20 protein-coding genes and 1 CRISPR repeat array are annotated in these 25,258 nt (G+C 38.4%); all 20 genes read left to right on the top strand.

What is annotated here, in order from left to right; all coding sequences use genetic code 11:
• Positions 1–340: 340 nt before the first annotated feature.
• On the top strand, positions 341–2,308 hold the full coding sequence (locus AB5Z12_RS00500) for an oleate hydratase (protein WP_368356802.1): 1,968 nt from the start codon (positions 341–343) through the stop codon (positions 2,306–2,308).
• A 330-nt stretch (positions 2,309–2,638) separates the two neighbouring features.
• Positions 2,639–3,376 (top strand): CRISPR-associated endoribonuclease Cas6, encoded by a 738-nt coding sequence (gene cas6 / locus AB5Z12_RS00495; protein WP_173718027.1) that lies wholly within the window; start codon positions 2,639–2,641, stop codon positions 3,374–3,376.
• Positions 3,369–5,705, top strand: a complete 2,337-nt coding sequence (gene cas10, locus AB5Z12_RS00490; RefSeq protein WP_173718028.1) for a type III-A CRISPR-associated protein Cas10/Csm1 — start codon at positions 3,369–3,371, stop codon at positions 5,703–5,705. Before cas6 ends, cas10 begins: the two co-directional genes overlap by 8 nt.
• A gap of 1 nt (position 5,706) precedes the next feature.
• Complete coding sequence (csm2, locus tag AB5Z12_RS00485) at positions 5,707–6,108, top strand: type III-A CRISPR-associated protein Csm2 (RefSeq protein WP_173718029.1); 402 nt, start codon at positions 5,707–5,709, stop codon at positions 6,106–6,108.
• Between the two features lie 12 nt (positions 6,109–6,120).
• A complete protein-coding gene (csm3, locus tag AB5Z12_RS00480) occupies positions 6,121–6,786 on the top strand; it encodes a type III-A CRISPR-associated RAMP protein Csm3 (RefSeq protein ID WP_173718030.1) in 666 nt (221 codons plus the stop codon).
• Between the two features lie 19 nt (positions 6,787–6,805).
• On the top strand, positions 6,806–7,732 hold the full coding sequence (csm4, locus tag AB5Z12_RS00475; RefSeq protein ID WP_173718031.1) for a type III-A CRISPR-associated RAMP protein Csm4: 927 nt from the start codon (positions 6,806–6,808) through the stop codon (positions 7,730–7,732).
• Positions 7,729–8,826 (top strand): type III-A CRISPR-associated RAMP protein Csm5, encoded by a 1,098-nt coding sequence (gene csm5, locus AB5Z12_RS00470; RefSeq protein WP_173718032.1) that lies wholly within the window; start codon positions 7,729–7,731, stop codon positions 8,824–8,826. The genes csm4 and csm5 overlap by 4 nt, the downstream gene beginning before the upstream one ends.
• A 134-nt stretch (positions 8,827–8,960) precedes the next feature.
• Positions 8,961–10,573: a CRISPR direct-repeat array (repeat unit 36 nt; unit sequence ATTGAGAAATATAAGTCCCCGGTAGGGGACGGAAAC).
• Between the two features lie 17 nt (positions 10,574–10,590).
• Complete coding sequence (cas1, locus tag AB5Z12_RS00465; RefSeq protein ID WP_173718033.1) at positions 10,591–11,592, top strand: CRISPR-associated endonuclease Cas1; 1,002 nt, start codon at positions 10,591–10,593, stop codon at positions 11,590–11,592.
• Positions 11,570–11,908: a CRISPR-associated endonuclease Cas2 gene (gene cas2 / locus AB5Z12_RS00460; protein WP_173718034.1), complete on the top strand. Its 339-nt coding sequence runs from the start codon at positions 11,570–11,572 to the stop codon at positions 11,906–11,908. Before cas1 ends, cas2 begins: the two co-directional genes overlap by 23 nt.
• A gap of 12 nt (positions 11,909–11,920) precedes the next feature.
• Positions 11,921–13,243: a CRISPR-associated protein Csm6 gene (locus tag AB5Z12_RS00455; RefSeq protein WP_173718035.1), complete on the top strand. Its 1,323-nt coding sequence runs from the start codon at positions 11,921–11,923 to the stop codon at positions 13,241–13,243.
• Between the two features lie 83 nt (positions 13,244–13,326).
• Positions 13,327–14,190, top strand: coding sequence for a hypothetical protein (locus AB5Z12_RS00450; protein ID WP_173718036.1), 864 nt, complete (start codon positions 13,327–13,329; stop codon positions 14,188–14,190).
• Between the two features lie 128 nt (positions 14,191–14,318).
• Complete coding sequence (locus AB5Z12_RS00445) at positions 14,319–15,569, top strand: ATP-binding protein (RefSeq protein ID WP_173718037.1); 1,251 nt, start codon at positions 14,319–14,321, stop codon at positions 15,567–15,569.
• 153 nt (positions 15,570–15,722) lie between these two features.
• Positions 15,723–16,238: a GNAT family N-acetyltransferase gene (locus AB5Z12_RS00440; protein WP_173716467.1), complete on the top strand. Its 516-nt coding sequence runs from the start codon at positions 15,723–15,725 to the stop codon at positions 16,236–16,238.
• A complete protein-coding gene (locus tag AB5Z12_RS00435) occupies positions 16,210–16,587 on the top strand; it encodes a hypothetical protein (RefSeq protein ID WP_368368526.1) in 378 nt (125 codons plus the stop codon). The genes AB5Z12_RS00440 and AB5Z12_RS00435 overlap by 29 nt, the downstream gene beginning before the upstream one ends.
• A 77-nt stretch (positions 16,588–16,664) precedes the next feature.
• Entirely contained in the window at positions 16,665–18,722 is a 2,058-nt protein-coding gene (locus AB5Z12_RS00430) for a beta-galactosidase (RefSeq protein ID WP_173718039.1), read from the top strand.
• Between the two features lie 274 nt (positions 18,723–18,996).
• Positions 18,997–20,118 (top strand): linear amide C-N hydrolase, encoded by a 1,122-nt coding sequence (locus tag AB5Z12_RS00425; protein WP_368356803.1) that lies wholly within the window; start codon positions 18,997–18,999, stop codon positions 20,116–20,118.
• A gap of 412 nt (positions 20,119–20,530) precedes the next feature.
• Complete coding sequence (locus tag AB5Z12_RS00420; protein WP_118577704.1) at positions 20,531–21,937, top strand: YfcC family protein; 1,407 nt, start codon at positions 20,531–20,533, stop codon at positions 21,935–21,937.
• Between the two features lie 114 nt (positions 21,938–22,051).
• Positions 22,052–22,618: a M15 family metallopeptidase gene (locus AB5Z12_RS00415; RefSeq protein WP_173770596.1), complete on the top strand. Its 567-nt coding sequence runs from the start codon at positions 22,052–22,054 to the stop codon at positions 22,616–22,618.
• Between the two features lie 317 nt (positions 22,619–22,935).
• Positions 22,936–24,240 (top strand): ABC transporter substrate-binding protein, encoded by a 1,305-nt coding sequence (locus tag AB5Z12_RS00410; protein ID WP_368356804.1) that lies wholly within the window; start codon positions 22,936–22,938, stop codon positions 24,238–24,240.
• A 131-nt stretch (positions 24,241–24,371) separates the two neighbouring features.
• Positions 24,372–25,250, top strand: a complete 879-nt coding sequence (locus AB5Z12_RS00405; protein ID WP_173770598.1) for a carbohydrate ABC transporter permease — start codon at positions 24,372–24,374, stop codon at positions 25,248–25,250.
• Positions 25,251–25,258 lie beyond the last annotated feature (8 nt).

Here is a 25,258-nt window from a genome sequence, read left to right as displayed (position 1 = left end):
AATAAGGGATAACTATGGCATAGCAGCTTTAATCCTGAAAGGGCGGGACATAAAGTTTTCGAAATCAACTTTACAAAGTAAGGCGGATGATAAGTTTTTTGTCATCCGTCTTGTTTTGTAAATTGAGGAAAATTATTTTTTGACGTAGAATACACTCAGAAACAGGAAATACTAAATAAAAGGCAGCAGAATTTCGAATTAGTCAAATAAAAGCTTTTTATCTGAAGGTTAGGAAACAAAACTGAGAAAGCTTAGAAGCTGATTCGAAAAGTTAAAACAAGAATAAACACAGATAGCCGGAAATAATGTAACGGCAAATTTCAGAAAGGTGGTAATTTTTATGTCAAAGAAAAAACATTCCGTATTAGGTATGGCAGCACTTGCTGCAGCAGGTGCAGGAGCAGCAGTTCTGGCAAACAAGAGCCGCGAAGAGAAACAGATCATAGAAGCACACGTAGACCCGAATTACCGCAATACAGAGCGCGGCAAAAATGAGAAAAACAGCAAGGGCATTTATTATACAAACGGTAACTACGAAGCATTTGCCCGCCCAGAGAAACCGGAAGGCGTAGATGACAAGCATGCATATCTGGTAGGAAGCGGACTTGCTTCTCTGGCAGCAGCTTGCTTCCTTGTAAGAGACGCACAGATGCCTGGCGACCACATTCACATCCTGGAAGCGATGGACATTGCAGGCGGTGCATGCGACGGTATTTTTGATCCGATGCGAGGATACGTCATGCGAGGCGGCCGTGAGATGGAGAATCACTTCGAATGTCTCTGGGATCTTTTCCACAGCATTCCTTCCCTGGAAAAACCAGGCGCCTCTGTACTGGATGAGTACTACTGGCTGAACAAACATGATCCGAACTATTCTCTTTGCCGTGCTACTGTAAATCAGGGCCAAGACGCTCACACAGATGGCAAATTTAACCTGAGCCAGAAGGGCTGCATGGAAATCATGAAGCTGTTCTTTACAAAGGACGAGGATCTTTATGACAAGACCATTGAGGATGTATTCGATGACGAGGTTCTGAATTCCACATTCTGGTTATACTGGAGAACCATGTTTGCATTCGAAAACTGGCACAGCGCACTGGAGATGAAGCTTTATATCCAGCGTTTCATCCATCATATCGGCGGACTTCCGGATTTCAGTGCTCTGAAATTCACCAAATACAATCAGTATGAGTCCCTGATCCTTCCAATGAAGAAATATCTGGAGGATGCAGGTGTTGACTTCCAGTTCAACACAGAGGTTACCAATGTAATCTTCGATATTCACGATGGTAAAAAAGTGGCAACTGCTATTGAGTGCAAGGTAAAGGGTGTTGAGAAGGGAATCCTTCTTACTGAGAATGACTATGTATTTGTTACCAACGGAAGCTGTACAGAGGGAACCATCTACGGTGACCAGAACCACGCTCCAAACGGAGATGCTGAGGTTCGTACAAGCGGTTGCTGGAGCCTTTGGAAAAATATTGCAAAACAGGATCCGTCCTTCGGACATCCGGAGAAATTCTGTTCTGATATCGCGAAGACTAACTGGGAATCTGCAACTGTTACCACACTGGATGACAAGATCATTCCTTATATTACCGACATCTGCAAGCGAGATCCGAAGAGCGGAAAGGTTGTTACCGGCGGTATTGTAAGCTGTCAGGATTCCAGCTGGCTGTTAAGCTGGACCATCAACCGTCAGGGTCAGTTCAAGGATCAGGACAAAGATAAGGTTTGCGTCTGGGTATACGGTCTCTTCACAGATGTACCTGGCGATTATGTAAAGAAACCGATGAAAGAGTGTACCGGTAAAGAAATCACGGAAGAGTGGCTGTACCATATGGGTGTACCGACTGATCAGATCGAGGATCTGGCTGAAAACAGCGCAGTCTGCGTACCGACCATGATGCCTTACATCACTGCATTCTTTATGCCAAGAGCCAAAGGCGACAGACCGGACGTAATCCCGGATGGCTGTGTGAACTTCGCATTCCTTGGCCAGTTCGCTGAGACTCCAAGAGACACTATATTCACTACAGAATATTCTGTTCGTACCGCAATGGAAGCTGTATACGGACTTATGGGCGTAGACCGTGGCGTTCCGGAAGTATGGGGCAGCGTATACGACGTGCGAGAACTCCTTGACGCCAGCGTAAAACTCATGGATGGCAGATCACCACTTGAAATTGAGCTTCCTGGACCGCTGAATCTGGTGAAAAAACCTTTACTGAAAGCAATCAAGGGAACCTTGGTGGAGAAGGTGCTGAGAGACCATGATGTGATTAAGGATTATATGCTGGAGAAATAAGCGGTTGTAAAAATTTTATATGCTGAAACGAGCGAAGAGTCGGAGTGATCCGGCTCTTTGTTTAATAGTAATGAATGAAAGATAGAAGACTGAAAAATGTTGGAATATTGGAGAGTGAAAAAATCAAAGTAGGCATAACCGTTATTTATGTTTTGAGCAGACATAGGTAACGGTTTTTTGTGTCATGTTTTTGCAAGATAATAGATTAGACACTTTAAATAATATAAAAATATACAAAAAATGCAAAAAAACAATGATTTTATAGTGCGTTTGTATTATAATATTTGCATACTTGACCAAAATGATAATTATTTTAACGGAGAATGAAACATGTATGTAGAATTATGCATGGAGTTTGGAAAAACAGAAATAAATTTTCAGCAATCTTCAAATTTACAAGGTGTCATTATGGAGAATATAAGCACGGAGTATGCGGGAATTCTTCATGGAAATCAGCTTAATCCGTATAGTCAATATGTGTCAAAAGAAGAGAACGGTGTAGTTTGGCATATAAAGACTATTACAGATGAAGCATATAAGAATATTATACTTCCAATGTCCGAGCTGAAAGAGATTACACTAAGAAAACGAGGAATTACAATTGTTCCTGAGAAAAAAACAATACAAATGATGGAAGCGAAAACTCTATTGGATGAGTTTTATGACAAGAAATGCTCTAGGTATTTTGAGGTATATTTTTTAACACCTACAGCATTTAAGCATGATGGAAATTATATTTTTTATCCGGATTTAAGTCTGATATATGGAAGCTTAATGCGTAAATATAGTGCATTTTCACAGCAGATGACAATGGAAGATAAAGACACTTTAGAGGAACTGTGCAGGAGCAGTGAAGTCGTAAATTATCGTTTACAAACAATACCATTTCCATTGGAAAAAATAAACGTGACTGGGTTTGTTGGAAAAATTGGAATTAAAGTGAAAGGTTCAGAGACTATAGCAAGATATATAAGGCTTCTTTTTCATTTCGGGGAATTTTCAGGAGTGGGAATAAAAACTGGAATGGGAATGGGAGCTATAAGATGCGGAGGGAAAAAGGATGAATGATCGAAAAGCGAAGCTGATTATAGGAAGCCTTTTACATGATATTGGAAAAGTAATCTACAGAGAAGGTGGTGACAAAAGAAACCACAGCGTAAGTGGATATGATTACTTAAAAGAAGAAGCTGACATAAAAGAAAAGGAAATTTTGGATTGTGTTAAATATCATCATGCACTGCTATTAAAGAGTGCAAATCTTGAAGATGATAACCTGGCGTATATAACATATATAGCTGATAATATCGCGGCATTTGCAGATAGAAGAGAAAAAGAAAATGTCGATGACAAAGGATTTGAAATCGCGGTTCCACTTCAAAGCATTTTTAATATTTTAAATGGAAATAAACAAGAATATTATTATCAACCGGGAGACATGGATCCGGAAAGTGGAATCAATTATCCGTCAGAAGAGAAGAAAAACTTTTCACAGACATTTTATATAAAAATCCGTCAGAGAATAACGGATAATCTTCGAGGAATAGACTGGAATGATGAATATGTGAATTCCCTGTTGGCTGTAATGGAGGCAAATTTGTCATATGTACCGTCATCTACAGCAAAGGCGGAGCTGGCAGATATTTCATTATTTGATCATGTAAAATTTACAGCAGCAGTAGCCAGTTGCATTTATGATTATTTAAATGCTGGAAAAAAGAATTGTAAGGATGAACTTTTCACGAAAGAGAAAGAATTTTATGACAGACAGGCTTTTTTACTTTGCTCTTTAGATATTTCAGGTATTCAGAATTTTATTTATACAATTACTTCCCAAAATGCATTACGTACATTAAGAGCACGTTCTTTTTATTTAGAAATAATGATGGAGCACATTATTGATACGCTTCTTGAAAAATTAGAATTATCCAGAGCGAATTTATTGTATTCTGGTGGCGGACATTGTTATCTTTTATTGGCAAATACGGAAGATACGCTACATAAATTGGAAGATTGGAAAAAAGAGTTAAAGTTATGGTTCCTAAAGCATTTTCAAAATGAACTGTTCGTTGCATGTGGATATGTCAAATGTAGTGCTAATTCTCTGAGGAATATTCCTGAGGGAAGTTATTCTGAAATGTTTCGCGGGGTGGGAGAAAAACTGTCAGCGGAAAAAATGCATCGATATGAAGCGGACGAAATTATTTGGTTAAATAGCCAAAAGGCTGATGATTATACGAAAGAATGTAAAGTATGTAAGCATGTTGGGAAAGTAAGCGAAGATGGACTATGTCCATTATGCAGTAAAATACAGAAATTATCCAATAATGTATTGTATAGTGATTTCTTTTCTGTCGTATTAGAAGGAGAAGCGGATGGTCTTCCGCTTCCAGGGGGATATTTACTTCTTGCAGATGATGAAAAAACGTTATCAAAACGTATGGAAAAAGATTCATATTTCGTAAGGGTATATGCAAAAAATCAGATGTATACTGGAAAACATATTGCCACAAAGCTTTGGGTAGGAGATTACACTACTGGGGATACATTTGAAAAATTTGCGCAAAAGGCAGAAGGAATTAAACGTATTGGTGTTTTGAGAGCTGATGTGGATAATTTAGGACAGACTTTTGTTGCTGGATTTGCTGGAAAATATGCGACATTGTCAAGAACAGCAGCACTTTCAAGGCAGTTATCAATTTTCTTTAAATATTATATTCGTTCAATTTTAAAAAATGGAGAGTATCATATTGATGGAGAAAAGAAGTTGACAGAAAGAAATGCAACTATTGTATATTCAGGTGGAGATGACGTATTTATTGTAGGTGCGTGGAATGAGGTAATCGAGCTATCAATTGATTTACAGGAAAAATTTAAAAAATACACGCAAGGAACCTTGTCAATATCGTCTGGAATTGGAATTTATGAATGTACATATCCGATAGGTGCCATTGCGAATGAAACTGGGGAAATGGAAGCGGAGTCAAAAAGAATGCCTGAAAAAGATTCTGTGACGTTTATGGATGATGGTGAGACGCATTTGATTAATGAACTTGAAATATGCGATGGTACTTATCGGTGGGAAGAATTATATAAGAGTGTTCTTGGAGAAAAATATGATGTAATTCAAGATTTTCTTGGAGAATCAGATGAAAGAGGAATGTCATTCTTATACCGCATGCTGGAACTGATCCGAAATCAGAAGGAGAAAATTAACTTTGCAAGATTTGTCTATCTTCTGTCTCGCTTGGAGCCAGATAAAGAAGGTGAAAAGAAAGAAAAATATCGCAAGTTTTCCAGAAAAATGTATCAATGGGTGCAATCTGAAAAAGACTGTAGAGAATTGAAAACAGCAATAAATCTATATGCTTATATGCACAGAGAGAAGGGGGCTCATTAATATGCGAATAAATGAGAAAAATTATGTCGATAAGGCTGAAAAAGTAATTTCGGATCTGGCAGAAGAATCAAAGGTGAAGAACAGAGGGCGTGTAAATATTGTAACGACCTCTAAACTTCGAAATCTTCTGGCAATGACAGCTGATATATATAATCAGGTATTACTTTATCCGTCGGAGAGGCTTGATGATGAACTGCTAGGAAGAATAGAATATTTAAGAGTTCGGGTTATGTATGAATGTGGGCGTGATAATGAGCACAAGGTAGAAAAGTTTATAAAAAAGGCTGAAATAATTGAATGTTTGAAAGAAATTGGTGCAAGTAAAAAGAACTATTTGCTTTTTAGTCGATATATGGAAGCTCTTATTGCATTTCATAAGTACTATGGTGGAAAAGAACAGTAAAGGGGGAGCATTATGTACGCAAAAATTAGAATTAATGGGGATATTTTAGTGAAAACCGGTATGCATATTGGAGGAAGCAGTGCTTTTGCGGCAATTGGAGCAGTTGATTCTCCAATAGTAAGGGATGTAAGATCAAATCTTCCATTGCTTCCTGGAAGTTCTTTAAAAGGCAAAATGAGGAGTTTACTTGCTAAGGAATTTAATGAAAGTCTTCAGGATCCAGATAATGATCATGAAAGAATTGTACGTTTATTTGGTTCAGCTAAGAAGGGAAACGTAAAGCGAAGCAGGCTGTTATTTTCAGATATGGTATTGGCGAATGAAGGAGAATTAAGACGAGCAGGTCTGCAGAGTATGACCGAGGTGAAATTTGAGAATTCGATTTCCAGACTTACTGCAGTAGCAAACCCAAGACAAATAGAGAGAGCTGTTCGAGGTTCTATTTTTGAGTTAGATTTAATATACGAAGTGGAAGATGAAAAAGAAATGATAGAAGATGTGGAAACGCTGGCAGAGGGTATGCGCTTGCTTCAATACGATTATATTGGAGGAAGTGGTTCACGGGGATATGGGAAAATTGCATTTGAGAATATAATTGCGGAAACTGTTGTAGGTGAGGTAAGTGAAGAATTATTGGCGCAGTGTAATAAGATATTATCACAAGCAATTCAGGAGTGAATTCTGAAAGGAGAAAACATTGAATTACACAAGTTATCGTTTGGAATTCTTTAATGGAGTACGATTTGGACATGGGAATCTCGACAGTACAGATATATCATTTCATGCAGATACTCTTTTTTCGGCTCTTTATCAGGAAGCATTAAAATTAAATAAGGAAAATTTATTTTTGGAATTTGTAGAAAATGATAGGTTATTATTTTCAGATGGATTTCCCTATATTGGAAAGGAATATTTTATTCCAAAACCAATGTTAAAAATTGAACGAAAAAGTTCAGCTTCGCGTGGAGATTCGAGAGAAAAAAAGTTGATTAAAAATATGAAATATATTCCAGTAGAGCTTTTGGAAGAATACATAAATGGAGATTTTCCGTTAGATCAAATGGATTTACTCCATAATCTAGGAAAATCAGGAATGAGAGTATCTGTTGGAATCAGTGGCAATGAGGATCCAGAGCCATATAGAGTAAATGCTTTTTATTTCAATGATGGAAACGGGCTATATATTATAGTTGGTTTTCAGGATGAAAAAGTGAAAAATTTGTTTGAAGAATTATTAGAAAGTTTATCGTATACTGGAGTTGGAGGAAAGAAGAGCACAGGATTAGGGCGCTTTGAATATCAGGAAAGTGAAATTTCTACAAATTTAGAAAAAAAATTACAAAAAGCTGGAAAAATAAATATATTGCTTTCTACTGCGATGGCAGCAGATATGGAGCTGGAGAAGATTCTTGATTGTGCCTATTATAGTCTGTTAAAGCGAGGGGGCTTTATAGATTCGGAAAAATATGCAGAACAACAGATGAGAAAACAGGAAAGATATGTTTTTATACCGGGATCTTGTTTTCAGCAAGTATTTAAAGGAACTGTGATAACAGAAAAGAATCGTGGAACACACCCTATATTCAGATATGAGAAAGCACTTTTTCTGGGGGTAGACATATGAAAAGAGTATTAAAAACATATCAGTTAGAATTAGAGGTATGCGGACCTGTTTATGTCGGAAGTGGCATGGAAATTCAGAAAAAGGAATATCTTTTTTTGAATAGAAATACAGTTGGTATTATAGATATTGATAAGTTGTATATGTTAGCCAAGAAAAAGCACTTGGAAATTGAGTTTGAAAAATTTATGGTTGTAGATGGAAGAGAAGATTTGAAGCATTGGGTTGAAAGAAATCGAATTTCTCTGGATGAAATCAAGTGCTGTATGAAGTATAAAATAAATGTAGGAGATATTCAGATGGAAAAAGGGCGCATGCAAATTATGAATTTCATGCGAGATCCTTATGGAAATCCATATATTCCTGGCAGTTCAATAAAGGGAATGCTTCGTACAATTTTACTTGCAGCAGATATTATGAAAAATCCACTGTACTATAAACAAGATGTCCAGAAGATAAAAATGGAATTGGATGGACCGATTAGAAATAGAAATATTTTACAAAAAAATATAGGGGGAATTGAAGAAAAAGCATTTCATAAATTAAATAGAACAGAAAAAAGCAAAGATGCAGTGAATGATATTATGTCAGGAATTATAATCAGTGACAGTAAACCACTGAGCAATGAAGATATGATACTTTGTCAGAAATGGGAATATCATATCGATGGTAGCAGCAAAACACTAAATCTGCTTCGTGAATGTGTCAAGCCAGGAACTGTGATAAAGACGAGTATGAAAGTTGACGAATCAATCAATCAGATTACAAGTGAGAAAATTATGGAAGCAGTAAAAAAATTTTATCAATTTTACTATAGTGTATTTCAGAGCAAATATCCTATTGCAGATCAGATGTTTGATGAAACGGTATTTCTTGGTGGCGGAAGTGGATTTGTCTCAAAAACTGTGATATATTCTCTGTTAGGAGAAAGAGAAGGAGTTCAAGCTGTGCAGGATATTTTTGATAAAACTTACGTGCCAAAGGAACATAAGCATTACAAAGATTGCAGACTGGGAGTTTCTCCTCATGTCCTAAAATGTACGAAATATTGTGGGAAAACTTATATGATGGGGCAATGTAAATTCAAAATATATTAGTTTTCCCGCGCACCGCATAAAATAGGCATTTGGAGAGTTTCTTATAATGAAAAATAAACTTATATTTCTGAAAAATCATTTCCCACGCAAATTGCGTAATACAGTCAGTGTTTACAAGGAATTGCGGAGATGGTATTGAGAAATATAAGTCCCCGGTAGGGGACGGAAACGTGTAATGCTTTTCTAACCTTATTTGCAAAAAATATTGAGAAATATAAGTCCCCGGTAGGGGACGGAAACTTGCTAAAACGATTACTGAATGAATAATCGTCCTTGTCCTATTGAGAAATATAAGTCCCCGGTAGGGGACGGAAACCGTTTTTTGTGTTTTCTTTTGAAAATGAGATAATAATTGAGAAATATAAGTCCCCGGTAGGGGACGGAAACTTTAAGCTCTGGCGCTCCATAGACCGAACTAACATTATTGAGAAATATAAGTCCCCGGTAGGGGACGGAAACCTGAATGGTATAATGTGTTCAGAAAGGAGGTATGATTGAGAAATATAAGTCCCCGGTAGGGGACGGAAACTCTGATTTGTTACTTTTATAAACCACGCCACTTTCTTTTATTGAGAAATATAAGTCCCCGGTAGGGGACGGAAACATTAGACAGACTTTTTTCATGGGATATTTTGTTGACAAATTGAGAAATATAAGTCCCCGGTAGGGGACGGAAACATCAGTATTTCAATCCTTTGCAACAACGAAAAAAATTGAGAAATATAAGTCCCCGGTAGGGGACGGAAACCGTTTTCAAACAATTGTACAATTACACACACAATAATTGAGAAATATAAGTCCCCGGTAGGGGACGGAAACTCCTCTCGCTTATATTGACTTTTTAGCGGATAGAGGATTGAGAAATATAAGTCCCCGGTAGGGGACGGAAACTAATAGGAAGAATTGATACATCTATATGAAAACCATTGAGAAATATAAGTCCCCGGTAGGGGACGGAAACCGTTTTGGTGTACTGTCTAGGACAGCTTGACTACTATTGAGAAATATAAGTCCCCGGTAGGGGACGGAAACTGCTGTGGTTTCCTACGCTCATAAACCTGTAAAAAATTGAGAAATATAAGTCCCCGGTAGGGGACGGAAACGACTGACTGGCAAACACATCACCTGTATTTTTATATTGAGAAATATAAGTCCCCGGTAGGGGACGGAAACTCGAACCGTTATCTATCCACACACTAAGGGAGAGGCAATTGAGAAATATAAGTCCCCGGTAGGGGACGGAAACGCACGAATTGAATATGTGGCTTTTGGTGGGATGCCCATTGAGAAATATAAGTCCCCGGTAGGGGACGGAAACGGATTCAAACCCGCGTGCGAAGTTAAAACCGGAACAATTGAGAAATATAAGTCCCCGGTAGGGGACGGAAACCCGTATGCCATTTTCAAAGTACAGAATGCCGAATGCCATTGAGAAATATAAGTCCCCGGTAGGGGACGGAAACTATTTGCACAGTGACAACGATTGTTTGAGTAACCATTGAGAAATATAAGTCCTCGGTAGGGGACGGAAACCTAGTCTTTGCTGTGTACGGAGTTTCAAAAGGAATTGAGAAATATAAGTCCCCGGTAGGGGACGGAAACACTTCTTGTAATTCTCCAACGAAATCTTTTTTACTATTGAGAAATATAAGTCCCCGGTAGGGGACGAAAACCATTCGTCTACAATTCTCTGATTGTCTTTTGGCGTGTTATTGAGAAATATAAGCCCCCAATAGGGGACGAGAAAAACAAAGGGGGAACACAATGGGATTACTTTATGTTAATGAAAATGGAGCTCAGATTGGTTATGAAGCAAATAAATGTGTAGTAAATTATAAAGATGGTTTGAAAAAATTGATTCCTATTGAATCTCTAGAGGGTATCACTATTATGGGGCAATCACAGATGACGGCAAAATGTACCGAAGAATGTCTGAAAAGAGGAATTCCGGTCGTCTATTTTTCAAAAGGTGGGGTATACTTTGGTCGTGTAATGTCTACAAGCCATATAAACGCTGGAAGACAAAGAATGCAAAGTGCACTATATGACACAGAATTCGCGGTAGAACTTGGAAAAAGAATTTTAAGCGCAAAGATTAAAAATCAGAGTGTTGTATTGAGAAGATATGAAAAAAGTCGAAATATACGTCTTGAGGAAGAACAAAAAATGTTAAGTATATGCAGAGGAAAAATAGAAAATTCCAGACGTATTGAAGAAATTATCGGCTATGAAGGGCAAGCTGCGAAGTTCTATTTTAGAGGTCTTTCAAAGTGCATTGAGAGAGAATTTCAGTTTAACGGAAGAAGTAGACGCCCACCAAAAGATGAATTTAATTCAATGATCAGTTTAGGGTACTCTATTTTGATGAATGAATTATACTGTAAAATAGAAATGAAGGGGTTAAATCCATACTTCGGATTTATACATAGAGATGCTGAAAAGCATCCCACATTGGCAAGTGATATGATGGAAGAGTGGCGCGCTGTTATTGTGGACGCAACGGTTATGAGCATGATAAATGGGCATGAAATTTCAAAAGAAGATTTTGTTTTCAACTTGGAGCAACCAGGTTGCTATTTAACAAAGACTGGATTAAAATTATATTTGAATAAACTGGAACGTAAATTTCAGACAGAAATTCGATATTTAAAATATGTAGATTATCCTGTAAGCTTTCGTCGTGGAATTTTATTGCAAATGGAGCAGTTAACCAAAGCAATTGAGAAGGGAGATGCTTCTTTGTATGAACCAATTGTTATTCGATGATGAGGAATATTATTTTCAGATAACAGATGAACTGGAAAGTGACCGTCAATTTATCTTGATAATTTATGATATTGTTGACAATAAGCGTCGAACCAAGTTTGCCAAATTATTAGAAGGATATGGAAAACGGGTTCAAAAATCAGCATTTGAGGCAATGCTTTCAGAAAAAAATTATTACAAGCTGATTGATCAGATTCCAGCATACATTGACCGAAATGGAGAGGATAGTGTGCGGGTTTACAAAATTACAGGAAAGGGAAAAGTCAAGTCCTGGGGAATAGAGCCTGTTTCTGAGGAAGAGATAATTTTAGTATAGAGGAAAATGAAAATGGGAAAGAAGTATTTATTTTCACCAGTAGGAAATACGGATCCAATTAAGTATTTTCATGATGGTTCATTACTGCACATATGTAGACATTACCAGCCAGATGTTGTTTATTTGTATTTGTCTAAAGAAATGATTGAGAATCATAAAAAAGATAATCGATATGTAAGATCAGTGGAGTTATTGAGTGAAAAAATCAACCATAACATTGAAGTCCATGTGATTGAAAACAGTGATATGATTGACGTTCAGCAATATGATGTATTCTTTACTGAATTTCGAAAAATTATAGGAGAAATTGAAAAACAGAAGAACAACGAAGATATATTGTTGGTAAATATGGCATCGGGAACACCGGCAATGAAAAGTGCTCTCCTGGTTATGGCAACATTAGCTGAATATAGATTTATTCCAATACAGGTTTCCACACCAAAGAAAAAAGGAAATCTGGAATACGAAGACAGAGACGATTATGATGTTGAAACAAACTGGGAACTGAACGAAGATAATAGAAGCGAGGCGGAAAATCGATGCCATGAAATAAAGTGTATGAACTTAATGCGCTTGTTAAAGATTGATATTATAAAAAAGCATTTGCTTTCTTATGATTATCGTGCTGCTTTAGAAGTGGGAAAAGATATAAAGGATGATATTAGTCCAGAAATTTATAACTGGCTAGAAGCAGCGGCGGCAAGATCGGTATTAGATTGGAATAAAATGAACAAAGCGCTTCCAAAGGGAAATGGTATTGTTACGCCAGTGAAAACAGATGATGTTAAACGCTCCCTCTTTGAATATACTTTAATTTTGGATTTGAAGCTAAAAAGAGGAGAATATGCGGATTTTATTCGAGCGTTTACGCCTTTGGGTGTTGATCTAATGGAATCTGTAATTGAGCAATATTGTGAAGTGAACATTTCGGATTATTATAAGGGAAAGAATTCTGCTAAGCAGTGGAATCAGAGAAAACTGGAAAGTAGTGAAATATTGCCGCTTTTGCAAGGTGATTTTTCTCGGTTTAATTTTGGACCAGTATATTCTATTCAATTAGTTAATTTAATAGAAGCGAAGTGTTCTGATGACTTATTGAAACAACGAGCAAGAGAGTTGGTTACAGTGGAACAAAACACACGAAATATTGCCGCTCATAATATTGTATCTGTGACAGAGAAATGGGTCAAAGAACAGACCGGAAAAAGTGTATCAGAAATTATGTGGCTTATAAAATACATTTGTTCGCGAGTGAAGATTAATATCAGAGAGGAAAATTGGAATTCATATGATAAAATGAATACTCATATTATAAAGCTGCTAGATGAATTATGATAACGTTTAAAGCAATATGAGGCTGTAATTGTAATATCCATTTACGGTGTAATAATTCTATTAAAACTGAGGGAGACTTCAAAATGAAGAGAATACCTATTACCCCATTTCTTATTCTCGCTGCGCTATTTACAGTTATAGGTGCCTCAGTTTATATGGAAGCTGAGGCAGAGAAACGTAAGCAGGAAGAACTGCAACGACAGCAGGAGGAGTATTTGGAGAAGTATGAAAAGGCGGAGAATGCTATTCTGATGCAGGATTATAATACCGCAGTAGAGCTATTGGAGAATTTGCCAGAGAACTTTAAGGACAAGGAATATGTTTTGGTTTATGCAAAGTATTGTAAAAGTGTAGCCGATGGAGAAACAATACATACGCAGTATCGGATAACGTGGGAGTTGCCTCATGAAGGTGATATGTATACGGGAGATTTTGCAGAAGAAATGAAAATTGCCAGGGAAACAGCAGCTAAGGAGAATGAAGCAGAAGAACGGCGGTTAAAGAAGGAGAAAGAAAAGAAAGAGCGAGAAAAAATCAAGCAAGATCAGCCGTATAGAGGAATGGATGAGAAATACATTACAAGTACTATCTGGGGTTTTTATGATAAAAAAGAGTCAGAAAATTACAGAGATAGTAATGGACAGGTGAAAGTGCAGAATACGTATAAGTGGAAGGGAAGCGATGGCGCGTACAGAAATGGAGCAGTCTGCCGGGATGGAAAAGTTACGGACCTTATACGATATGTACAGAAATCTTCTTCTAGTTATAGTAGTTCTTCCAATAAATATTCGTCACGCAGTAAATCCTCTTCCAACAATAAATTGTCACAGAAAAAAGATGAATATGATGTATATGATTATGATGATCCAGAGGATTTCTATTATGATCATGAAGATGATTTTGACGAATATGGAGATGCGGAGGATTACTGGGATGAGGCTCAATAAAGCTACTTCGATATAATGATAGAAATAATTGAAATCAATCAAAAAAACAATCGTAAAAAAATACGATTGTTTTTTTGCGCGTTTTTGCATATAATAATAGAAATATAATTGAAAAGGAGCTGAATCGTATGAAGGAAACACGAACAATGGAGTTTAAAGAAACTGTCACAAATACTTTTTTGAAAACTGTTAGTGCCTTTTCAAATTACAATGGCGGCATGATTCTTTTTGGCGTTGATGATAATGGTGTTGCCAAAGGGTTACCAGATGAAAAGCAATCATGTCTGGATATTGAAAATAAAATTAACGATAGTATTTACCCTCAACCAGACTATACACTTGAGGTGCAGCAGGATCATATAATTAAACTGGTTGTCAAAAGTGGCGTTCATAAGCCTTATTTGTATAAATCCAAGGCGTATAAAAGAAACGATACTGCTACGATAGAAGTAGACACGCTGGAACTGTCAAGACTGATCCTGGAGGGGAAAAATATAAGATTTGAAGAGCTTCCGTGCAAAGATCAGGAATTATCGTTTGAAATCTTATATCATAAATTAAAAGAATGCATTCAGCTTGAGACTTTTGATCAGGATACTTTAAAAACATTGAATTTATATAATAATACGAATGGATATAATAATGCAGCAGGTCTTCTGGCTGACGAAAACCATTTTCCAGGGATTGACATTATGAAGTTTGGCGAAAATATCAGCATTATTCAGAGGAGAGCAACCTTTGAAAATATATCAATTCTTGAAGTATACGATAAGACAATTGATATATTCAGAGATTACTATCAATATGAAGTAATTGAGGGGGCTGACAGGAAAAAGGTAGAAAAAATACCAGAGGCTGCGTTCAGAGAGGCGGTTGCAAATGCGTTGATCCACAGAGCCTGGGACATAGAGGCCAGAATCAGAATTTTAATGTTTGATGACAGGATAGAAATTGTTTCTCCAGGCGGGTTGCCATCTGGAATAACAGAAGAGGAATATTTAGCTGGGAAATTATCTGTTTTAAGAAATAGAAATCTTGCAAATGTATTTTATCGGCTGGGGTTTGTTGAGATATTTGGAACTGGAGTTATGAGAATCAAACAACTATATGAAGATGGATTCAGTAAACCAGATTTTGAAGTATCAGAAAATTCTATTAAGATTGTACTCCCGAATTTTGAAAAAGATGTGGACTTAACGGAAGATGAAAGAATTGTATATAAAATTTTGAGCAAGAATTTGATGAAATCAATTAGTGAAATTGCACCATATGTTCCTTTTGGAAAATCCAAGACAACGCAGTTGCTGAAGAGTATGGGACAAAAAGGCATTATAACAGTTGAGGGCAGAGGAAGAGGTACAAAATATATCATAAGATAAAGTGGTGGTCTTTTATGTTGCTATAAGGAGTCGCTGTCGGTTACTCCATTCACGGTAAGTAATTTGCAATGTATGGAAATAAAACTTCGCCAGATTTTTCAACAAAAAGAGAAGAGTACACTGATAGATAAGCTGAAATTGAGGAGAACCATTATGGAAAACAAAATTATCGTAAGAAAATACGAGGAAAAAGATCTTCCAGCTATGATCCGCATCTGGAATGAGGTTGTGGAAGATGGCGTGGCATTTCCACAGGAAGAATGTTTGGATGAGAAAACCGGCGCGGAGTTTTTCGCAGCGCAGACTTATACGGCGGTAGCCGAGAACAGGGAGAACGGACAGGTCTTGGGATTATATATTCTTCATCCGAACAATGTAGGCCGCTGCGGACACATCTGCAACGCCAGCTACGCCGTATCCCACGGTAACCGCGGACTTCATATTGGAGAAAAGCTGGTAAAAGATTGCGTAGCCCAGGGAAAAGTGCATGGTTTCCGTGTACTGCAGTTTAACGCAGTTGTGGCGGGCAATGTTCATGCAAGACATCTTTATGAGAGAGTTGGATTTCGCCAGCTGGGTGTGATTCCGGGAGGATTCAGATTGAAAAATGGGGAGTATGAGGATATCTGTCCGTATTATATTGAACTCATTAACACCGTTGATAAGTAGCGAACAAGATCGGAAAGATACTATAAAAATAGCTATATTACTTGCAAAACAGGATACCAGAGTAACCGCAGAAAAGACCGTAGCAATATTATATACAATGGCGGATAAGTTTTTGCGGGGAAGTGATTTGGAAGAGCTAAAGGAGGTTGTAGCGATGACAAGATTAGGTCAGATGTTGTACGATGATGGATTAAAAGCTGGAAAAAGTGAAGGAAGAATAGAAGGAAGTGATAGAATGGCATCATTAACCAAGAAGCTTTTGGAAGCTGCTAGAATGGCTGACTTGCAACTGGCGTTGGACGATCCTGGATATCGTGAAAAACTGATGGATGAATATGGAATAAAATAAAGTGAATTAAGCGAAGCGAAGAGTCGGAGAATTCCGACTCTTTGTTTCAAAAGAATTGAATTAAAAAGGAGCAGAATATGAGAAAACCACAAAATTTTCAATGGAAAGAAATGACCATGGGAACCTGTTATTATCCGGAGCATTGGAGTAGAGAACTGTGGCAGGATGATTTACAGAGAATGAAGGCGGCAGGGATTACCGTGATCCGTGTAGCAGAGTTTGCCTGGAACAAAGTGGAGCCGGAAGAGGGCGTTTTTACCTTTGATTTCTGGGATGAATTTATGGAGTTATGTAAACAGGAAGAAATGCAGGTGATTTTTGGAACACCTACAGCTACACCGCCGGCATGGCTTACGGAAAAATACCCGGAAGTTTTAAATTGCCGTCAAGATGGAGTTCCATATCGTCATGGAGCCAGAAGACATTACAATTACAATTCACCAAAATATAGAGAATTATCTGCAAGGATCGTAGAAAAGCTGGCGCAGCATTACGGCAAACATCCGGCAATTGTGGGATGGCAGATTGACAATGAACTGAATTGTGAGGTGGATGAATTTTATTCAGAGGCAGATTCTGTTGCCTTTCGTAATTTTGTGAAAGAAAAGTATAAAACTCTGGATAACCTCAACGAAGCATGGGGAACTGTTTTCTGGAATCAGACCTATACAGACTGGGAGCAGATTTATGTTCCGCGACCGGTGTTAAATAATGGTTGCAATCCACATCTCAGGCTGGATTATTACCGCTTTATTTCAGAAAGTACAATTTCTTTCTGTAAAATGCAGGCAGAAATAATCTCGAAATATAAGAAAGACGGAGACTATATCACCACAAATGGTATGTTCTGGAATCTGGATAATCACAAGATGGCAGAGGAATGCCTGGATGTTTATACATATGATTCCTATCCAAGTTTTGCATTTGGGTTGAACAGAGATCCGAAGACCGCGAAAGACCTGAATGACCGTCATTGGAGTAAAAATCTAACGGAAGTACGTTCCATATGTCCTCATTTTGGTATTATGGAACAGCAGTCTGGGGCAGGTGGATGGACTACAAGAATGGAAGGTCCGGCACCAAGACCTGGTCAGCTTACACTTTGGGCAATGCAGAGTGTAGCCCATGGCGCAGATTATATTTCTTTTTTCAGGTGGAGAACCTGTACTTTTAGTACAGAAATGTACTGGCATGGAATTTTGGATTATGACAATCGCGATAACCGTAAGCTGGCAGAGGTAAAAGACTTTTATAATAAATTAAAGTGTCTGGATGAAGTTTGCGGAGCGGATTATACAGCTGCATTTGGAGTATTAAAAGACTACGACAATATGTGGGATACGAATGTGGATGTATGGCATAGAAGGGTGGAAGCGCAGAGCTCAGAAGAAATCTTCATTGCTTCTGAAATTTATCACACCCCATATAATACGTTATATCTGAGCGAGGATACAGATATAAAGGAATTGCAGAAATATCCAGTGCTCATCTATGCACATCCTGTTATTATGACGGGAAAAAGAGCTGCTTTACTTAAAGAATATGTAGCAAATGGCGGAATCCTGATCATAGGCTGCCGTTCCGGATATAAGCAGGAAAATGGCAAATGTGTTATGCTTCCGCAGCCCGGACTTTTGCAGAAAATTACTGGTTCAGATGTGAGAGATTTTACATTCACAAGTCCAGCAGAGCCGTCTGTCACCGCCAACTGGGACGGTCAGACGATTGACATGCCAATATTTAACGACATTATGGAGCCTGTAGAGGAGGGAGAAACTCTGGCTTTCTACGACAATAGCTATTACGCAGGAAAACCAGCCGTAATCAGAAAGAATACAGGAAAGGGATATGCAATTCATTTTGGCAGTACTTTTTCCAGAGAAAGCATGAAGGTGCTGTTAGAATACACAGGAATTCTGGAACCATTCCAGGCTATGCTTGAAGCTCCACAGGAGGTGGAAGTCATTCAGCGTGTGAAAGGAAATAAGAAATACTTCTTTGTCCTGAACTATATGGGTTCAGAACAAAAAATTGTGCTGAAAAAGCAGATGCGGTCCTTATATGATAATGTAATTGCAAATGGTGAAATCTGCATGAAACCGTATGAGACAATAGTTTATGAAGTTTTGGAATGAAACAGGAAAATGTTTTTGAAAATATGAAATTAAATAAATCAGAAATAGTTAAACGAAGAGTCGGAGAAATCCGGCTCTTTGTTGTTTATAAGGTAGTGAGCCAAATTCATAGAACGCGTTTGATTTTAGTTTTTTAAACACGTATTGGTTAGGTTATGGATAAAATAGGTTAATTCAACAGAAAAACAAGTCATATCCAACAATTGTCTTGCATACCTATTATTTAATCCAGTATAATGATTATATCAAAAATATTACCGGAGGGGGTATGCAGATGAAGACACAATCGAAGAAACGTAAGATAATCCGTACGGTTTTACTGGTGATTCTTTTACTTCTGATAGTGGCTGCGGGTGGTTTTATTTCAGTGTATGAGAGTCGCTTTCAAACCATAAGCAGTATTCAGAAAGTGACAGATTACGATGAATACAATTTGTATCGTATGGATGTGAAATATGATTATGATCTGGACCGGCTGATCGAATACGGCATAACAGATAACCAGAGCTTTGTTGATGCCATTGTGAAAGAGGCACTTCCTATCTTGCCAGTACATATTAAAGCACCGGATTTTGGCTGCAGTGCTTTTACCCTGCAGGAAGCAGACGGAAATGTGCTGATGGGCAGAAACTATGATTTCAAACGGGATACTTCCGCAATGCTGGTTTACTGTGAACCGAAAGATGGATACAAATCCGTGGCTTTCGCAGCATTGGATAATATCTCTGCAAATATTCCGGATGCGAGTATGAAGAAAAAGCTTGCCACATTAACAGCACCATTTATCTGCCTGGACGGCATGAATGAAAAAGGGGTATCTATTGCAGTCCTTACTTTGGACAGCGAACCGGTTCACCAGAATACAGGCAAGCCGGTGATCGGAACCACGCTTGTGATCCGTTTGATCTTGGACCGCGCGGCAACTACAGAAGAAGCCGTTGAGCTTCTGAACCAGTATGACATGTTTGCTACAAGCGGCAGAGATTATCATTTTTATATCACAGATGCTTCCGGTGACGGCAGAGTAGTGGAGTATGACTGTGAAAGCGAAACCAGAGAAATGGTTGCCACACCAATTCGTTCCATCACGAATTTCTTTGGACTCTATGAGGATAAAGTCCTTCCGAATCAGAAGAATGGCATTTACGGTCACGGAAAAGAGCGGTATGACAAAATGGAAGCCATTTTTGACTATGAGGAAGTTTACACCAGTGATGTTGCATGGGAGGCTTTGAAGGCCGCATCACAGGAGCCGTCAGAGGAGGAAGTTACCAGTAATACCCAGTGGTCTATTGTTTATGATGATACCAATCTCACCGCAGAGATTGCCCTTCGGAGAAACTGGGATGATGTGATCGGGTATAATCTGAAGGATAACACGATTACACTAAAATAATAACATAGAGCCGTTTTCAAACATGATCCGGTAGTCTTAAAGTAAGAGAAAGACATGTTCTAGCAGTTCAACAGTTCAACATAAGGTTTTTAATGCCTCGCCAAAGGAAAATTCATCATTTCCCCTGGCAGGGCATTTTGATTATTTGAAATATTAATCTCGTTACGGCGTTGACTGGAATGTTGGTTAAATTTGTCTATAAATTCAAAGAGATATATCAACTTAGTCTGAAAAATAACGCTTTAACACGTTAATTTTAATTGACTCCACAGTATACGAAGTGTATTATGAATTTATAATTGCTGTTTGCGGAGTGGATAAATGTATGGGGTATGCATAAGAAAAAAGTGTAAAACTCTTCAGGCAAAGCGAATAGTTTTTATAATCCATCTATCTAAAGGGGGAGTCATTTATGACGGGAAAGAGAAAAAGAAAATTGGCAATGCCAGACACTCTGATCATCGTAGCATCCGTTGTACTTCTGGTGGCGATTCTTTCATGGATCATTCCATCCGGAACCTACGATTATCAGGAAATGAACATCAATGGAAGAATTCGAAACGTAGCCATTGATGGAACTTATCACACAATTGATAAATCCGAAGTTACCACAACCGGATTCCTTGGATTTTTCAGTGTACTGTATCGAGGCTGCGTGGAGGCTGCTGATGTAATCTTCATGATCCTCTGCTGCTGCGGAACCTTCGGTGTTGTGGTGAAAACAGGTGCTTTTCATGCAGGAATCGGAACCATCTTAAAGAAACTGAAGGGAAAAGAAATTCTGCTTGTTCCAATCATTATGATGATCTTCGGACTGGGCGGTTCCGTGTTTGGTATGGCAAGTGAATTCTACGGATTTTATCCATTGATCGTAGGTCTGGGAGTTGCTCTTGGATATGATGCAATGTTCGGATTTGCCATTATTGCGGTTGGAGAGTTTGTTGGATTTATGGGCGCGACACTGAATCCATATTCTGTAGGAATTGCCCAGACAATTTCAGGTGTAGAGCTTTATTCCGGAACCGGATACCGTGCGATCTGCTTCGTGATCTTCATGGCAATTTCCATTATCTATGTAATGGTTTACGGGCGGAAAATTAAGAAAAATCCAGGTGCATCCGTTGTATTTGGTGAAAAAAACATTCATGCCTTTGACAGAGATGAGTTAAATGAATACAGCTTTACCTTAAAAGATGGTCTGGTTCTTCTGGATGTTCTTGTAGTGCTGGTTGTTCTTATGCTGGGTCTGATCAAATGGGGATGGGATTTCCCGCAGCTTTGTGGCTTGTTCCTTCTTATGTCCATGATTGCTGCAGCAATCTGTAAATGGTCTCCGAATAAATGGTGCAGTGAGTTTATTGACAGCGCCAAGACTGCAATGTGGGGATGTATCCTGACTGGTATTGCGAAGGCTATCACAGTTGTTATGCAGGATGCGCAGATTATGGATACTGTTATCTATGGCTTGTCAAACGTGCTGAAAAATGCGCCTCATGCAGTTTCTGCACAGGTAATGCTTGTAGTACAGACTCTGATCAATTTCTTCATTCCGTCTGCAACAGGTCAGGCTTCTGCAACTATGCCGATTATGGCACAGCTGGCAGATATTATTGGTGTGAGCAGACAGACAGCAGTTCTTGCATTTCAGTTTGGCGACGGACTTTCCAATATTTTCTGGCCGACAGCAGATATCGTTATCATCTGTGGCCTGGGTGGAATTTCCCTGCAGAAATGGTATAAGTGGTTTACTCCGCTGTTTCTGATCTTGTTTGTGACACAGGCGATTTTGCTGGGAATTGCAACTGGAATTGGGTTCTAGAGCCTTTTTCAAACACGCTCTGGAACTTCAAGGAAAAGCTTTAGGAACATTAATTGTTTGATAACCAGTGAACTTTAAAAACATAAAGGTAACTGTTCTGAAAAGGTAAGTCTAATGGAAAGAAAAGGAAACTTAATTAAACTTACGGACCTGTCTTCCGATTTCATCATCGACCTGAAATATGCCACGCCGGATAATTTCACTGGCGTGCAGGTGTACCAGTCAGCGGATTGCTGGCTGGATGAGCACACAGCGCAGATCCTGATAAAAGCGAAGGAAATTTTCGAAAAAGATGGCTATCGGGTGAAAATCTGGGACGCTTATCGTCCAATTCGTGCGCAGAAGCGGTTCTGGGAGATCATGCCAAATGATGATTTCATTGCCCGTCCGCCGGATATGACGAAAATTAAGAAATTCCGTCCTACTCATATGAACGGAATGTGTGTTGACGTCACACTAACTGATAAAGAAGGCAACGAAATCGAAATGCCATCTCCATTTGACACTATGGACGAACGCGCAGCCCTGAACTTTGCCGGTCATTCAAAAATCGGAAGAAGAAATGGTGAATATCTGAAAAAAGTAATGGAATCTGTTGGATTTTTGGCGTACGAATGCGAATGGTGGCATTTCTATGACGTGTCTGCGGAACCAGTGCCGTTTTCGGATTATGAAATATAGTTTTGGAATATGAGATTCCATTAAAAGGGTAAAACAAAGCAGTTGCCAGAAAGTAAGCTAATCTATAGACCTATTGTAAATATTAATAAGATGTCAAAAAAGCCAGGGATAGTCACTACAAAAAGTCTCACCCCCTGGCTATTTTTGTAGAAAAAATCATACAAAGTGTAAGAATCTATAACATTTCAAGGAAAATATTCGTATTTCCAAAAACTCAATTTTCTGTAATAATAAGTATATCAAAGAGAGATACCGGTAAATCTCAAATAGAAAACGCGAAAAAAGAAGAACGAAAATTTCAGGGAGGTTATAGTAGAATGAAAGGAAAAAAACTTGTTTCTTTAAGTATGGCAGCTGTTATGTGTGCGGGCGGTCTGGCTGTTTATGGCGGACAGGAAGTTAAAGCTGATGATAAGGTTTCCGTTGTTGTGGCTACAAACTGGGGCGAAGGCGATTCTAAATACGATTATTTCTATCCTGTTTTCCAGAAATTCCAAGAAGAAAATGCTGATACAATGGACATTACCCTTCAGACATACAGCACTGAGGATTACAAGACGAAGATCAAAACCCAGACAGCATCCGGAGATCTTCCCGATGTATTTACATACTGGGGCGGCGGTATGATGAAAGATATGGTTGACGCTGGATTGCTTCTTAATGTAGATGATTACTTTGCAGATAGTGAAAGCGTAACAAAAGAAGATTTCGATGATGGAGCATTTGATTACTATATTGCTGGAGATGGAAATGTATACGGTATTCCGATTGAGTCCACAAGAGGTGTTCTCCTGGCAAACAAAACTCTTTTTGAGCAGTATAATCTGGAATACCCAACAACTTACGATGAGCTGTTAGAGGTTGGAAAAGTATTTAATGAAAATGGAATTATTCCAATGGCGATCGGAAGCAACGGCGGAACACCTTCAGAGTTCTTCTACAGTGAACTTTACAATCAGTATGAAGGTGGCGCAGATGAGATTGCAGCACTTGCTTCTGGTGGAAACTTTAACACTGACAATGCAGTAAAGGTCGCAGATACTCTTCTTGATATGATTGACAACAAGCTGTTTCCGGAAGATACAATGGCAAACGGTGGCTGGTCTGCAAGCCTTCAGCTTTATACAGATGGAAAAGCAGCTATGACTTATACCTATCCATGGATGTATGAGTCAATTCCGGATGATATTCAGGAATGCAGTGACATTATTCCAATCCCGCAGATGCCAGGTGCAACAATTGATCCGGCAACAATTGAGACAGGATTTACTGTATATGGATTTATGATCAACAAAGCTTCCTATGAGGATCCGGAAAAACATGATGCTATCCTGAAAGTATGCGATATGCTTGCTTCTGATGAGTTAACAGAATCTCTTACAGAGAGTGGAATGATCCCATGCAAGAAAGTAGAAGTTAACAAAGACTCCCAGAAACTGATCATGCAGAAAACACTTGATTATGCGGCTGATAAAACTCTTGTTCAGGTTCACTATACTACAATGCCAAGCGCAGAAGCAATTACCATGATGGATTCAAGTCTTGATGAGCTGTTTATCAATGCACTGACCGGACAGGAATTCGTCGATAAGGTACAGGCAGTACTGGATAAAGATAAATAAACGGTAGCTGCTTTAACGGATAAGTAATGTTGATAAAAGGCTGCCGCGAAGGAATGATCAAAAGCGGCAGCCTTTTTATGCCCAAAAGTACATGATATCTTCAGGCACTGCAGTATAAATGAGGAGGCATTATGAATAATAAATACAAAAAAGTTCCTGTGTGCATAGGATTTTTACTTCCAGTATTTTTGATTTATACCATATTTCTGTTTGTTCCGCTGGTTCAGTCTGCGTATTACAGTTTGACAAGCTGGAACGGAGTAACGGAAAAGGTTTTTGTTGGTTTAGATAATTTCAAAGCACTATTTTCAAATAGTGATTACTGGATCACTTTCTGGAATACCATCAAATTGGTTGTGATCAGTTTATGTATACAAATTCCGGTAGGACTTCTTCTTGCATACCTTTTATATTCAAAAATAAAAGGTATGAAAATATTCCGTACGATTTTTTTTCTTCCAGTTGTTATCGCGCCAGTGGCTATTTCCCTGATGTTTTCTCTTTTTTACAACAGTGAGATTGGCATATTCAACAAAGTTCTGGAGGCAATTGGTCTGGGAAGATTTGCAACAAACTGGCTTTCCAATATTCATACACTTTTATATGCAGTAATGGTACCTCAGGTCTGGCAGTACATTGGACTTTACGTAACAATATTTTTAGGAGCGCTGCAGTCCATGCCAGAAGAGCTTTCTGAGAGTGCACAGATTGATGGGGCAAACAGAACTCAGACATTTTTCCATGTTGTTTTACCTGAAATCGCGAATTTCACAAATATATGTGTAATTCTGTGTGTGACAGGCTCTCTGAAAGCCTTTGAACATTCCTGGATCATGACAGGAGGCGGACCTGGTGTGAGGTCAGCATATCTTGGTGTTTACATGTATAAAACAGCATTTGTAAACTCAGATTTTGGAACTGGAAGTGCGATTACAGTGACAATTGTATTGCTGTCTCTTGTAATTACCGTATTATTTAATACAATTTCTGCCTGGCGGGAGAAAAGATAGGAGGAGCC

Origin of the sequence: Ruminococcus sp. RTP21358st1_G6_RTP21358_211008 (assembly GCF_040908885.1) — a bacterium.
GTDB classification, from domain to species: Bacteria; Bacillota; Clostridia; order Lachnospirales; family Lachnospiraceae; genus Blautia_A; species Blautia_A faecis.
Note: the sequence above shows the minus strand (reverse complement) of the source record. Positions and strands in the feature narration are given on the sequence as shown.